Consider the following 13821-nt stretch of genomic DNA (forward strand, 5'->3'; position numbering starts at 1 on the left):
GCGCTCGGCGTGGAAACGCTCGAGCAACTCAAGCCCTGAGGTCCCCGGCATCTTGATGTCGAGAACGGCCAGGTCGTAGGCATTCTGGCGGAAGAGGGTCAGGGCCTCGGAGCCGCTCGAGGCAAGGTCGACGCTGAAGCCCTTCTTGCTCAGGGCCTTGGAGAGGACCCAGCGGATGCTCTCTTCGTCATCGGCAACGAGAATACGACGAATGGACATGGCGTTTTTCCAGTGATGAGTGTTGAGCGATGATGGTTGATGTTTTAAGTCTCTGATTCCGAAAGACTGTACGTTGTCCGTTGCAAAACCTTAACAGCCGATAACTACGGACAGCTGACAACGGACAACTCACGGCTTTTATCAGCGGATGAACGGCAGAGAAACGATACAGGCCGTTCCCTCGTTCGGAGTGCTCTCCATCTTGAGCAGCCCGCCATGCTCGCTGACTATCTTCTGGCAGGTGGCGAGTCCCAGGCCGCTGCCTCTATTTTTGGTGGTATAGAACGGGGTGAATATCTTTTCCAACTCTTCCCCGGGCATGCCGCGGCCGTTGTCCCGGACCTCAACAACGATGAATGGAACAGGACGGCTGCCCGGTTTGTTGAGGTGGTATTCGGAAGCCACCTTGGTGACGATCTCCACTCTGCCCTTGCGCTCGATCGCCTCGGCGGCGTTCTTGATCAGGTTGAGGAAGAGGCGGGTGAGCAGGTTTTCGTCGCCCCGCAGCGGCGGAATGCTCGGGTCGAGGCTGAGGACGAACTCGATCTCCTTGCCCCGGTGGGCCTCCTTCTGGAACAGCACGATGTCGCCGAGAATCTGGGCCAGGTCGACTTCGCCGAGCTGCGGGGGCCGTGGGCGGGCGAGATCCATCAACTCTTCGATGATGCTGTTGACCCGCTCAACCTCCCGGATCATGACGACCGTGTATTCCTTGAGCGGGCTCTCGGCGCCAAGCTCCATGGCCAGCAGCTGGGCCGCCCCCTTGATGCCGCCCAGCGGATTCTTGATTTCGTGGGCCAGACCGGCGGCCAGGGTGCCGAGCATGGAGAGCCGGTCCGCCTGTTTGACCGTATCCTCCAGTTCACGGACTCGGGAAAGATCGCGAAGGATCAGAACCACCCCTTCGTGCTCGCCGCGGTCGGTGTAGATCGGGGAGACGGAAACGCTCACCGGCAGGGGGGGGGCGCTGGGGCGGTGCAGGACGATGTTTTCATGGTCGGAGATGGAGCGGCCGTCGCGCACGGCTGTTCGCACCGGGTAAAGAATGCTCTCCTGGCCCGCGAAGAGTTCCTCGAAATGTCTGCCCAGGCTCTGGCGCTCCGAAAAGCCGGTGTACGCCTGAGCCGAGGGGTTGAAGAAGGTGATCATGCCCGCCCGGTCGGTAGCCACCACCGCTTCTTCGACATTCTCGAGAATGCGGACATAGAGCTGGGCATCGACGACGTGCTTGACTTTGGGCATCAAACCTCTCCGCCAGTGACTGGTTGGGACGCGGCAGCAGTAAAGTATTCTTCGGCGAGGCGGCGCAAATCGGCTGCGGAGTGAGCGTGGTTCACGGCCGTGCGAAAAGCCGCCGCGCCGGCCAGGCCCCGGCAATACCAGCAGAGATGTTTCCGCATGTCACGGGCCGCCTTGGCTTCGCCGAAAGTCTCCAGAAAAAGATCAAGATGCCGCAGGGCCACTTCAAGACGCTCGCCGGCGGTCGGCGGCACGGTCTCCGTCCCCTGTTGCAGGGCGAGGATGTCGCGGACCAGCCAGGGATTGCCGTAGCCGCCGCGGCCGATCATCACGGCGTCGCAGCCGGTCTTCTCCAGCATGGCCACAGCGTCGGCGGCGTTGAAGATGTCGCCGCTGCCGATGACCGGTACGGCCAGCGCCGACTTGAGCCGACCGATTTGCTCCCAGTCGGCGTGTCCGGAAAACCCCTGGCTGCGTGGCCGCGGATGCAGGGCCACCGCCTCGGCGCCTTCGCCAACGGCGATGCGGGCAACTTCAAGAAAATTGAGCGAACCGTGGTCCCAGCCGGAGCGGATCTTGACGGTGAGCGGCAGGTCGGTGGCGCGGCGGACCGCCGCCACGATCCGGCCGACCTTGGCTGGGTCGCGCAACAGCGCACTGCCGGCGCCCGAGCGGACCACCTTGTTGACGGGGCAGCCGAGGTTGAGATCGAGCAGCTCGCCGTCGTCGTGGACAAGCTCCGCGGCCCTGGCCAGAACCGCCGGATCTTCGCCGAAAAGCTGTATCCCCAGGGGCCGCTCCTCGGGAACGGAACGGAGCAGTTCCCGCGTCCGGCGGCCGGCCCGGATCAGGCCGTTGGCGCTGACCATTTCCGTAAAGACCAGCCCGGCGCCGCATTCTTTCATGATTCTGCGGTAGGGGAGGTCGGTAATTCCCGCCATGGGGGCGAGGATGACATTATTGGCGAGCTTCAGACGGCCGATTTGCATGGACTTCCAGGTTGCACAAATTTTGCGCATTCTAGCACGGGAGGGCGATAAAGCAAGGGGAAATTAGGTGGTCTTTCCGCAGGCAAAGGATACTGTATACAAAATTCGACTTGACAACTGCAACTTGTGTTGTTAGAACATTATTTGGAAAATGAAACCAGACAAGGTTTAAACCTTCTGCTTTAACCGTGAATTGAATTGTTATTGTTTTCGAGGGGTTGCCCCCTCTTCTCAGTCATTTTTCGTCCATTGAGAAGACGCTGGCACGGTCAGTTTCGGCCGTGCAGTCGTTGGCCTGGTGGGTCGTTGGCCCATCGATTATTTCCCAGAGGAGAGAGAGTATGCTGAAAGAATTGCTGAAGCAGAAGATCGAAGCATTCCGTCCCCGTACCGCCAAACTGGTCAAGGAATTCGGAAAAGTCAAGATCGACGAGGTGACCATCGATCAGTGCATCGGCGGTGCCCGTGACATCCGCAGTCTGGTGACCGACATCTCCTACCTCGACCCGCAGGAAGGGATCCGCTTCCGCGGCAAGACCATTCCCGAGACTTTCGAGGCGCTGCCCAAGGCTCCCGGCTCCAAGTATCCGACCGTCGAGGCCTTCTGGTTCTTCCTGCTGACCGGCGATGTCCCGACCCAGGCCCAGGTGGATCAGGTCTGCGCCGAGTGGAAGCAGCGCCAGAATGTTCCCTCCTATGTCTGGGATGCGATTCGCGGACTGCCCCGCGACAGCCATCCGATGGTGATGCTCTCCGTCGGCCTGATGGCGATGCAGAAAGACTCCAAGTTTGCCGCTTTCTACAACTCGGGCAAGTTCAACAAGATGACCGCCTGGGAATCTGTCTATGAGGACGCCAGCGACATCGTCGCCCGCATCCCCATCGTTGCCGCCTTCATTTATAACCTCAAGTATCGCAGCGACTACCAGATTGCTCCCGATCCCAAGCTCGACATGGGCGCCAACTTCGCCCACATGATCGGCCAGAGCGAGCAGTACAAGGATGTCGCCCGGATGTACTTCATCATCCACTCCGACCACGAGTCGGGGAACGTCTCGGCCCACACCACCCACCTGGTGCATTCGGCGCTGTCCGATCCCTATTATGCCTACTCCGCCGGTCTCAACGGCCTGGCCGGCCCGCTGCACGGCCTCGCCAACCAGGAAGTGCTCGGCTGGATCATGGATTTCCAGAAGAAACTGGGCGGCGCCGAGCCGACCAAGGAGAACGTTACCAAGGCGCTTTGGGATACCCTCAACGCCGGCCAGGTCATTCCCGGCTACGGCCACGCCGTTCTGCGCAAGACCGACCCGCGCTACACCACCCAGCGCGAGTTCTGCCTGCAGACTTCCGGCCTCAAGGACGACCCCCTGTTCAAACTGGTCGCCATGATCTTCGAGACCGCGCCGGGCGTCCTGACCGAGCACGGCAAGACCAAGAACCCCTGGCCGAACGTTGATGCCCAGTCCGGCGTCATCCAGTGGTACTACGGCGTCAAGGAGTGGGACTTCTACACCGTCCTCTTCGGCGTCGGCCGCGCTCTCGGCTGCATGGCCAACATTACCTGGGACCGCGGCCTCGGCTACGCCATCGAGCGGCCCAAGTCCGTCACCACCGAAATGCTGGAAAAATGGGCGGCCCAGGGCGGCAGAGAACTGCCGCAGACCAAGGCTGCTGCCTGCTAAAAGGTTCGTAACCTGAACAGAAAAAGGGGAGATGCCGCGGCATCTCCCTTTTTTTGTCCCCCCTGCGCAGCAGGGGGGATGTCGAGCGTTAGCGAGACAGGGGGGTCATTTCTTCTCCGGACGGCTGGCGTAGATCAGGAGTTTCTGGTCGGTGTAGCTCTCCACCTCGCCGGCGAAGGTTTCGATCTGGAAGTAGTCGTGGATTTTGGCCGAGGAGTCGATGAAGAACCTGTTGAGGCTCTGGATTCCTTCCCGGTTGAGGCCGGCCCGCCTGGCCCATTCCTGAAAATCATGGGTCTTGGGAAACCTTCGGGTTTCATGCACAATGAATCCGGCTTCGGTGATCATGGCGGTCCATTCGGCCTCGGTATAGGCGCGGATATGGGTCGGATCACGCATCTTTTCCATGGTCTGGTAAAATGCGGCAATCTCCGGGTCCTCGGGCAACAGGGTGTCGATCAGAACCATACGGCCGCCGCGGCGCAACACCCGGTAGAATTCGCGCATGGCGCGAGGGACATCGGGAAAGTGGTGGGGCGCGATCCGGCAGGTCAGCAGGGTGAAGGCGCCGGCCGGAAAGGGGAGGTCCTCGGCATCGGCCTCCCGGAAGGTGACGTTTTCGACCCCCCCTTCCTCGCTGATGAATTCCTGCGCCCTTTTGAGCATCTGCATGGTCAGGTCCGAAGCGACGACGCTGCGCACCAGGGGGGCGAAATAGAGGGCGGTGTGGCCGCCGCCGCAGGCGACGTCGAGCAGGCTGTCCTCTGTGGTCGGCTTGAGGAGCCGGGCTGCCTCGGCCAGGTCTTCGCCCGAGGCAAAACCGCGGTTACGCACGTACCCCTCGGCGGTCCGCCCGAACTGCTCCCTTACCTTGTCCTTGAAATCCCTGGCCATAGCCAACTCCTGGAGTGTGCCAATTATAGCAGCCGGTCGGAAAAATACTTGCTCGCCGGGCGGTCGTCCGCCTGGACGTACCCGATTCGGAAACGTATCCGATCTGCATCCGCGTTGACGGATAGACACCGGGCAAGAAAAGAATTTCGCGAGGATAGCATGATACGGTCACCTTGGGAAGTGCCGGCATGCGTATTTCGCCTTCCTGTTTTCGGCAGCCGCCCGTGGCTTACCGGCGGCTGCTCAGCCACTTGTCGAACGAGGCATGCCCCGCTCCCGAACAGAGCAGCGTGAGAGCCATGGCCAGCAGGGCGATGTTGAATTCGATGCCGTGCCCCTGGCCGGGGGTACAGTTCCAGTTCATGAAAAAACCGTTGACCAGGTGCACCTTGGCCATCGCCACCACCATGACGCCGCAGATTCCCAACGCCGCCACCCGGGTCAGGAAGCCGACCACGATGCCGATGCCGCCGAAAAATTCGGCCGCCATGGCGAGCACGGTCAGCTCCATGGGAATGCCGAGGTTCTGCTGAAAATACTGGATCGTGCCGGCGAAACCCGGTCCCCCGAACCAGCCGAAAAGTTTCTGCCCGCCGTGAGCAATGAATATAACGCCGAGGCCGAGCCGCAGAAAAACCAGCCCCCAGGAATCGACGGTGTTGAATATATTTCCCTGTCTCATTCGGACCTCCTGTTTTCGGTAGACTCCTGTGAGCAATTATAATGGAGATTTGTCCCTCTGCAGCCAGGCGGCGGCGGATCGAATGACATCTGCCGTTGATTTCGTATCCGCAGCCGGCTTTCCATGTTGCATTTCAGCCCCGTTTGCTATGCTATTGATACTATCGCTGCTGCAAACACTCCTGCGAGGTGATCATGTCTGTGACGTTGACGCCGAATGCCTTGACGACCCTGGAAGCCCGTTACCTGCGAAAAGATGACGATGGAAATGTCATCGAGACGCCGGAAGAGCTGCTCCGCCGAGTCGCCCGGGGGGTGGCGTCGGCGGAAGTCGGCTTCGGCGGCAAGCGCGCGGCGCGCGAAGTCGAAGAGAAATTCTACGAGATGCTGACTTCGCTGACCTTTCTCCCCAACTCGCCAACCCTGATGAATGCCGGCACCAGGCTGGGGCAGCTTGCGGCCTGCTTCGTGCTGCCGGTGGAGGATTCCCTCACGTCGATCTTCAACACCTTGCGGGACGCCGCCCTCATTCACCAGAGCGGCGGCGGCACCGGCTTCTCCTTTTCCCGGCTGCGCCCGGCCGGCGACCGGGTCAAGAGCACCATGGGCATCTCCTCCGGGCCGGTCTCCTTCCTGCGCGCCTACAATGCCGCCACCGAGGCGATCAAGCAGGGCGGGACCCGGCGTGGCGCCAACATGGGGATCCTGCAGGTCGATCATCCCGACATCCTCGCCTTCGTCGCTGCCAAGGGCGTCGAAGGCGAGCTGGCCAACTTCAACCTTTCGGTCACCGTGACTGGCCGCTTCATGGCAGCGGTCCGCGCCTGCGGCGAGTACCCGCTGGTCAACCCGCGCACCGGCGAGGTGACGGGACGACTGCCGGCCTCCCGGGTTTTCGACCTCATCGCCGAACAGGCCTGGGAAAACGGCGAGCCGGGGCTGGTCTTCATCGACCGGGTCAATGCCGAACATCCGGCGGCACACGTGGGTGCAATCGAGGCGACCAACCCCTGCGGCGAGCAGCCGCTGCTGTCGTACGAATCGTGCAACCTGGGCTCGCTCAACCTGCTCATGCTCGCGGACAGCCAGGGGCGCATCGACTACCCGCGGCTGCTCGATGCGGTGCACTGGGCGGTACGGTTTCTCGATGACGTGATCGAGGTCAACCATTACCCGCTGCCGGCCATCGAACAGATAACCCGGCAGACCCGCAAGATCGGGCTGGGGGTCATGGGGTTTGCCGACCTGCTTATCCGGCAGGGTGTCCCCTACGGGTCGCCGGCTGCCCTGCAGCTGGCCGAGGCGGTGATGTCCTTCATCCGCCAGGAATCGGTAGCGGCCTCCGAGGAACTGGCCCGGGAGCGCGGCCCCTATCCCCGCTTCGCCGGCAGCCTGCGGCAGCAGGAAGGGGGGGCGCCGATGCGCAATGCCACGGTCAACACCATCGCCCCTACCGGCACTCTCAGTCTGATCGCCGGCGTTTCCAGCGGTATCGAGCCGGTCTTCGCCTTCGAGTACGAACGGCACGTGCTGGGGACGGTGCTCAAGGAGGTTCATCCCTTGTACGAGCAGAAGCGCCGGTCCGGCGAGCCCCTTGATCCGCAGGTCTTCGTCACCGCGCGGCAGATATCCCCCGAGTGGCATGTGCGGATGCAGGCCGCGTTTCAGAAGTACGTCGACAACGCCGTTTCCAAGACCATCAATTTTCCGGCCGCGGCGACGGTGGCCGAGGTGAAGGAGGCCTTTCTGCTGGCGGACGAACTGGGATGCAAGGGACTCACCGTCTACCGCGACAAGAGCCGGCGCAGCCAGGTGCTCAATGTCTGCGACAGCAAGTGCCCGTTGTGATGTTCTTCAGACCGCCATTGACGATGAATCCCCTGTTGCCCGGCTCCGCAGCGATGGGTGAGTTTCCCGCGGCGGTCGGCATGAAAAGCCGGGTGCGCCTCATTCTCCTGGCCCTTGCCCTGTCATTGGCCATCCTCTGCGGGTGCGGCGGCCCGCGGCCGGGGATCGCCGATCTCCAGCACTATCCCCAGGACCTGACCGTCTATCTCCGGCCGGAGACGGCAGCCCTGCCCCTGGTGCCGCCGGAGACTCACGCCGCCCTGGATGCCGATTACGATGCCCGGTTTTTCGCGCCCTGGCACGCACCCGCCGCGACCCTGACGGCCGCCGAAGTCTCCTGGGGAGTGGCCGCCTACGGGGGTGAGCAGGGCTACGGGGAAAACCTTCAGCCGCTTTCCCCGCAGGAATGGTCCGGGCTGGTGGCCGCCCAGCGTATGGAAACCTATCCCTCTCTGGCCCGCCCGGCCATCACCGTGCGCAACACCTCGTTCCGCGTCCTCCCCACCCAGCGCCCGTTTTTTCGCAGTCCAGCCCGGCCCGGCGAAGGCTATCCTTTCGATTATTTCCAGAACTCCGCGGTCTGGGCCGGCACTCCGCTGCTGGTGACCCATCGTTCCGCCGATGGCGCCTGGTTCTTTGCCGAGGCCGGCTTCGCTTACGGCTGGCTGCCGGCAGCAGATATCGGCTGGGCCGGCACGAAATTCCGGTCTGCCTACGAAAGCGGTCGCTATGCCGCCATTCTCGCGGATGAGGTCAGCCTTCAGGACGAGACGGGCCGATTCCTGAGCCACGCCCATATCGGGGCGCTCTTCCCGGCCGTGGCAGGCAGTGACCAGGACCTAAGCCTCCTGGTCCCGGCCCGGGATGCCGACGGGGAGGCGGTCATCCGCCGGGCGCGAGTTGCCGCGCCACAGGCGGCACTCAAACCCCTGCCGCTTACTCCGGCCGGACTCGCCCGTATCGGCAATGCCATGCTGGGGCAGCCCTACGGCTGGGGTGGTTTGCTCGAAAACCGCGACTGCTCGGCAACGCTGCGGGATCTCTTCACCCCTTTCGGGCTCTGGCTGCCGCGCAATTCCCGCGCTCAGGCCACCTCGGCCGGAACGCTGCTCGACCTTGCCGATATGACCCCCGACCGCAAGCGCAGCATCCTGCTTGAGGAAGGGATCCCGTTCTATACCCTGGTCTGGCTCCCCGGTCATATCGGCCTTTACCTCGGGCCCGAGGCTGCCGGCGGGGAACCGCTTCTGCTGCATAACCTCTGGGGTGTTCGGACCCGCAGCTGGGCCGGTCGCGAAGGGCGAGCCCTGGTCGGCCGGCTCGCCGTTACCAGCCTGCACCCCGGGGAAGAACGGCTGGATGTGTCGCGAAACAGTTTTTATCGGCGGGTTCTGGGGATCAGCGTTCTCCCGGGCGTCGTTCGGAAGCAGTCGTCGCCGATGCCCGTCCCGGAGTCATAGGGGATACGACGTTGTCCTGTCAGCCCCCGCCTTCACCCGCCTCGACCCTCTCCTCAAGACAGGCAATCAGCCGGGCAAGTTCTTCCTGGTGCTCCAAGGGCAGGTCGGCGAGGGGCCGCAGTGCCGCCTCCAGCCGGCGGGCGGCGGCGAGGGCGGTCTTGCCAAGGTGCACCTGGTCGGGACCTTCATCGCGACCGGCCGCGACTTCCTTGAATCGCTTGAGAATGGTAGGGTGGCTGCGCTCCTCCTCGATCACCGCCCGGCGCAGTCCGGCGTATTCCTCCTCGGAAAAGGACTTCTCCTCCCGCGCCTGGCGCAGCAGTTCGACCGAGCGGTAGTCGGGCAGCGGCTTCAGCTCGGTCTGCCGGACCAGCAGTTCCGGCTCGTCCTTCTCCAGGTAGCGGTAGGCGAGGGTCAGCTTCTGTGCCGTCGGCTTCTTGATGCGGATCTCCCGGGAGCAGTAATCCTCGAAGGATTCGTAACCCCATTCACGGAACTGGCCCTGCTTCTGAATCTGCAGCAGTTTCTCGCCCAGTTCGACCCATGAGGACTTGAAGCGTCTGGCGGTCGCCAGCACCTGGTAGCGGGGCGAGGCCGGGTCGAGTTCCTGCATGATCCGTTCGATGACCAGCTCGCCTTTCGATTTGGGATTGTCGTTCATCGGCTCTCCTTTTCTTTCGCTTTGCGGGTGGCGAGTGTAGCACAGGGCGGCTGGGCGGAGAAGTTTTCTACTGGGATCGCCGGGGGCGCTGTGGTAAAAAATTGTCGGGAAGAAAGTCGATTGCTGCCCTCAAAGAGGAATACATGAAAAAAGAACGTTTCGTGGTCGGCCCGGAGACGGTGCGGATGCTGGAACTGGGGCATCCCTGGGTCATCGCCGACCGCTACACCAGGAAATGGCCGGCGGGGAAGGCCGGTGAGGTGGTGGAACTGGCCGACGAGCAGGGGAAACTGCTCGCCACGGCCCTGCTCGACCCGGCCGACCGGGTGGCGGCGCGGGTGCTGGCGCCTGGGTCGATGCGCCTCGACAAGGCCTGGCTGCAGGGGCGCATCGAACGGGCGGCGGCGCTGCGCAGCGACCACGCCGATCTGGGTGAGACGACCGCCTTTCGCCTGGTCAACGGCGAGGGGGACGGCCTGCCCGGTCTCACCGTCGACCGTTATAACGACCACCTCATGGTGCAGCTTTACACGGCCGCCTGGAAACCGCACCTGCCGCTGCTGGTGAGTGCGCTGCAGCAGGTGCTGGCGCCGGCCGGCATCTACGAGAAATTCCGCCCGCAGCAGACCCGGGAGCTGGCCGCCGGCGGCGACACGAAAAAATACAGCCGCCTGCTCGCCGGAGTCGCCGCCCCCGGCCGGCTCAAGGTTCGGGAGAACGGACTCGATTTTCTGGTCGAACTGGAAGCCGGGCTCAACACCGGCCTGTTTTTCGACCAGCGGGAGAACCGCCGGGAGCTGATGGGCAGGGTGCAGGGGAAAAAGGTCCTCAACCTCTTCGCCTACACCGGCGCCTTTTCCGTCGCCGCCGCGGCGGCCGGCGCCGAGCGGGTCGTCAGCGTCGATGCCTCGGACCCCTATCTGGAATGGGCGAAGGAGAACTTCGGCGCCAACCGCCTCAATCCGAAACGACACGGCTTCGTCGTCGGCGACTGCTTTGCCGTTCTCGCCGAGATGAACCGCCGGCAGGAGCGCTTCGATATCATCCTGATGGACCCGCCGAGTTTTTCCACCACGAGCAAAAGCCGCTTCACCACCCGTCAAGGGACCGCCGAGCTGGTGACGGCGGCCCTGCCGCTGCTGGTTCCCGGCGGCCTGCTCATCACCTCCTCCAATCACCAGAAAGTCGACCTGGCCGACTACCTCAAGGAACTGCGCCGCGGCGCCCTGCAGGCAGGATGCGAGCTGCGGATCATCCGTACGGCCGGCCAGTCCGCCGACTTCCCCTACCCGGTGACCTTCCCCGAAGGGAGGTACCTCAAATACCTGGTCGGCGTCAGAGACTGAGTGCCTGCGCGCAACGGGATTTGCCTCAAGGCGCCAAGGCTGTTAACCTATAAGCCAAGATGAGGTCAGCGAATGCCGTTGCGCGATGAGTACGAAGCAGGCCCGGGCACAGAGGATTATTCCACCGCCGAGGAGTTCCCCGGAGAGGTGACGTTCCCGGTGCAGCGCACGACCTGCCGGCTGAGCCGGGCGGTTCTCGGTCTGTCTCCGGACAGGCTGCTGGTGGTTCTTGTCGTCCTGATTGTCATCGCCGAGGGCGCGTGCGTTGCGTTGCACCTGCTGCTGAAGGAGATTCCACTCGCTTTGGAAGTGGCGCTGGAAACCACCATCCTGCTCACCCTTCTGGTGCCGCCCTATTTCTTCATCTATCGTCCGTTCTGGCTCGAACGTCTGCATCGGGAGAAAGAAATCCGGCTGTTTTCCCGTCAGTTGATCCGGGCCGAAGAGAAGAGCCGCAAGAACCTGGCCCGCGACCTGCACGACGAGTTCGGCCAGGTCCTGACCGCCCTGCAGTTCGGCGTCGAAACCATTTGCAACTCCCTGACCGCCGACCAGCAGCACATGGCGGCGAACTGCGGGCGGCTCAGTGCCATGATCGCCCAGCTCGGCAACCATGTGCGCGACGTCACCGCTGAGCTGCGGCCGACCATGCTCGACAGCATCGGCCTGGTTCCGGCCTTGCGCTGGCATGCCAAACAGTTCGAAACGATGCACGCCGGGATTAAGGTTGTCGTCCGGGCCGAGGATGCTGCCGAACGGCTGCCCCCGGAGGTAGAGATTGCCATCTATCGGGTCTGCCAGGAGAGTCTCAACAATGTCGTCAAGCACGCCCGGGCCCGGAAGGTGCGCATCGATCTGCGGAGAGCGCCCGATATGCTGACCCTGTCGGTGCGGGACGATGGCGTCGGTTTCGCAGAAGATCGCTGGCGGGCACCCTTCGCCTCCCCCAGCGGATTCGGCATTCTCGGGATGCGCGAAAGAATTGCCGACCTGGGCGGCCTCTTCGAAGTCGTTTCCCGGCCGGGGAAGGGGACTGACGTACGGGTACGGTTGCCGCTGGCCGGAGGTGAAGAGGATAGATGAAATGAAAGAAATTGGCAGGAAGGAAATCAGCATTCTGATCGCCGACGATCACCCCGTTGTCCGGGAGGGGTTGCGCCAGCTGCTGGAAACCCAGCCCGACATCAAGGTGGTCGGAGAGGCCGGCGACGGCATCGAGGCCCTGGAGCGGGCCCGTGAACTGGTGCCGGACGTGGTGCTGCTCGACATCGCCATGCCGCGCATGAGCGGACTGGAAGCCGTACGGCTGATCCGCGAAGCGGTGCCCGAAACCCGCATTGTCGTTCTCTCCATGTACGAAAAAGAGGCCTACGCTCACCAGGTGATCGAGGCCGGCGCCCACGGCTACGTGCTCAAGGGGGAGCCGAGTTCCGAAATGCTGGCGGCGATCCGCGCCGCCTGCGCCGACCGGTACTATTTCAGCAACAGGGTGCATGCCGACGTCATCAAGGGCTACATCGGCGGCCGCCCGCACGGTGAGACGAACAAGGGGTTCGATAGCCTCACCGAACGGGAGAGGCAGCTGTTCTTCCTGCTCATCGAGGGGAATACTTCACCGCAGATCGGCAAGATCCTTTGCCTGAGCGTCAAGACCGTGGAGAAGCATCGGGCCAACATTTGCCGAAAAATTGGAACCAGCAGTCCGCTGGAAATGATGAAGTACGCCATTCGCTGGGGCATCATCGATCCCGATTTCTGGAAAACCTGAATCCTATCGGTTCCTTCTCTCACCCGCCGGCAGAAAAATCTGTGCTTTTGCGCGCTTCCCGATCGTGCTTATGGGTAGACTCCCTCCCGCCGAATGGGTAATTCCCCCCATTGACACGGGGAAAGCGGGTCGGATAATAATGTATAAAATTAGTAATAAATTGGGTGCCGGTTGTTGCCAACCGCAGTCCTGCGGCTACACTCATTAACCAAATTCTGATTTATTTCTTTCATGGCCGGGCTACGGCTCGGCATCCCTGAAACCGAAAGGATAGGAGCGATGAGACGGATGATGGCCAGTACCAGTAAATTGATGCTGACCGCCGCGCTGCTGATGGGCCTCTTCGCCCTGCCGGCCGTGGCGGCCCTCGACTCGGTTTCGGGTCTGCCCGACCCCGCTAACGATGCGGTTCAGGCCGGCGGCGACCCGGCTCAGGTCGCCGTCAGCCTGGCGCACGGCTTCCCCATCTGGTACCAGGACACCAATGGCCTGAAGCTGGAGCTCTGTACCGCCGGGGCGGTGCAGCTGACGGCGGGCGGGCCGTTCATCTTCCCCTGCATCGAGGCGCCGCCCCTGGCGCTGCAGCCGGTCTCCTTCCCGAGCAACTTCGGGGTCGAAGCCTTCTACTGGTCGGCCTTCGCGACGGGATTCTTCACCCCCAGCAGCGACGGCCAGCCCCGTCTCGGCCTGTTGGTGATCGGCCAGGAGGCGGGCTTTCTCAACAACATCCCCACCGACGGCGACCAGGTCGTCGGCGCCGGCATCCGTGTCCGCGTCGACACGCCGGTTGCGGGCACCTACCAGGTGACCCACCCCTTCGGCACCCGGACTTATGTTGTGCCCGCGGTGGTCGGCGGTGAGCGGGGGATCGACCAGACCCAGGAGGTCCCAGCATTGCCGGCGGCCGGGGATTTCCTCTCCGTGCTTCTCGACGGCCCGGTGCCCCCGCCGCTGCCGGCGCCGGCCGACCCTTCGGTGAGTGCCGGCATCGTCAACGAGGACGGCGCCAGCATCGGCCCGTTCCTCGAGGC

Annotated in this window: 13 protein-coding genes; 7 read left to right on the forward strand and 6 right to left on the reverse strand. The window is 63.1% G+C overall.

Features of this window, described 5'->3' with window-relative positions; all coding sequences use genetic code 11:
• The 3 genes from VD811_10580 to dusB form a co-directional block, all read right to left on the reverse strand.
• On the reverse strand, positions 1-219 hold a 219-nt coding region (locus VD811_10580; GenBank protein HXV21418.1), incomplete at its 3' end, for a response regulator.
• Positions 220-360: 141 nt separating this feature from the next.
• Entirely contained in the window at positions 361-1461 is a 1101-nt protein-coding gene (locus tag VD811_10585) for an ATP-binding protein (protein ID HXV21419.1), read from the reverse strand.
• A complete protein-coding gene (gene dusB / locus VD811_10590; protein HXV21420.1) occupies positions 1461-2447 on the reverse strand; it encodes a tRNA dihydrouridine synthase DusB in 987 nt (328 codons plus the stop codon). Before dusB ends, VD811_10585 begins: the two co-directional genes overlap by 1 nt.
• A 341-nt stretch (positions 2448-2788) precedes the next feature.
• Here dusB and VD811_10595 point away from each other — a divergent pair, with 341 nt between their 5' ends.
• On the forward strand, positions 2789-4132 hold the full coding sequence (locus VD811_10595) for a citrate (Si)-synthase (protein ID HXV21421.1): 1344 nt from the start codon (positions 2789-2791) through the stop codon (positions 4130-4132).
• A 105-nt stretch (positions 4133-4237) separates the two neighbouring features.
• Here the strand turns inward: VD811_10595 and VD811_10600 are convergent, their stop codons facing one another.
• On the reverse strand, positions 4238-5026 hold the full coding sequence (locus VD811_10600; protein ID HXV21422.1) for a methyltransferase domain-containing protein: 789 nt from the start codon (positions 5024-5026) through the stop codon (positions 4238-4240).
• A 229-nt stretch (positions 5027-5255) separates the two neighbouring features.
• Positions 5256-5708 carry a DoxX family protein gene (locus VD811_10605; GenBank protein HXV21423.1) on the reverse strand — a complete coding sequence of 151 codons (453 nt, stop codon included), beginning with the start codon at positions 5706-5708 and terminating at the stop codon, positions 5256-5258.
• Positions 5709-5902: 194 nt separating this feature from the next.
• Here VD811_10605 and VD811_10610 point away from each other — a divergent pair, with 194 nt between their 5' ends.
• Positions 5903-7555: an adenosylcobalamin-dependent ribonucleoside-diphosphate reductase gene (locus tag VD811_10610; GenBank protein ID HXV21424.1), complete on the forward strand. Its 1653-nt coding sequence runs from the start codon at positions 5903-5905 to the stop codon at positions 7553-7555.
• Positions 7555-9015, forward strand: coding sequence for an NlpC/P60 family N-terminal domain-containing protein (locus VD811_10615; GenBank protein HXV21425.1), 1461 nt, complete (start codon positions 7555-7557; stop codon positions 9013-9015). The genes VD811_10610 and VD811_10615 overlap by 1 nt, the downstream gene beginning before the upstream one ends.
• Before the next feature lie 19 nt (positions 9016-9034).
• Here the strand turns inward: VD811_10615 and VD811_10620 are convergent, their stop codons facing one another.
• Positions 9035-9676, reverse strand: coding sequence for a hypothetical protein (locus tag VD811_10620; protein HXV21426.1), 642 nt, complete (start codon positions 9674-9676; stop codon positions 9035-9037).
• A 143-nt stretch (positions 9677-9819) separates the two neighbouring features.
• On the opposite strand from VD811_10620, the gene VD811_10625 reads away from it, so the two are divergent.
• The 4 genes from VD811_10625 to VD811_10640 form a co-directional block, all read left to right on the forward strand.
• Complete coding sequence (locus VD811_10625) at positions 9820-11022, forward strand: class I SAM-dependent rRNA methyltransferase (GenBank protein ID HXV21427.1); 1203 nt, start codon at positions 9820-9822, stop codon at positions 11020-11022.
• 72 nt (positions 11023-11094) lie between these two features.
• Positions 11095-12105: a sensor histidine kinase gene (locus VD811_10630; protein ID HXV21428.1), complete on the forward strand. Its 1011-nt coding sequence runs from the start codon at positions 11095-11097 to the stop codon at positions 12103-12105.
• Between the two features lies 1 nt (position 12106).
• Positions 12107-12790 (forward strand): response regulator transcription factor, encoded by a 684-nt coding sequence (locus tag VD811_10635; GenBank protein ID HXV21429.1) that lies wholly within the window; start codon positions 12107-12109, stop codon positions 12788-12790.
• A 279-nt stretch (positions 12791-13069) separates the two neighbouring features.
• On the forward strand, positions 13070-13821 hold a 752-nt coding region (locus VD811_10640; protein HXV21430.1), incomplete at its 3' end, for a hypothetical protein.

The organism is Desulfuromonadales bacterium (assembly GCA_035620395.1).
In the GTDB taxonomy this organism is placed as follows: domain Bacteria; phylum Desulfobacterota; class Desulfuromonadia; order Desulfuromonadales; family DASPGW01; genus DASPGW01.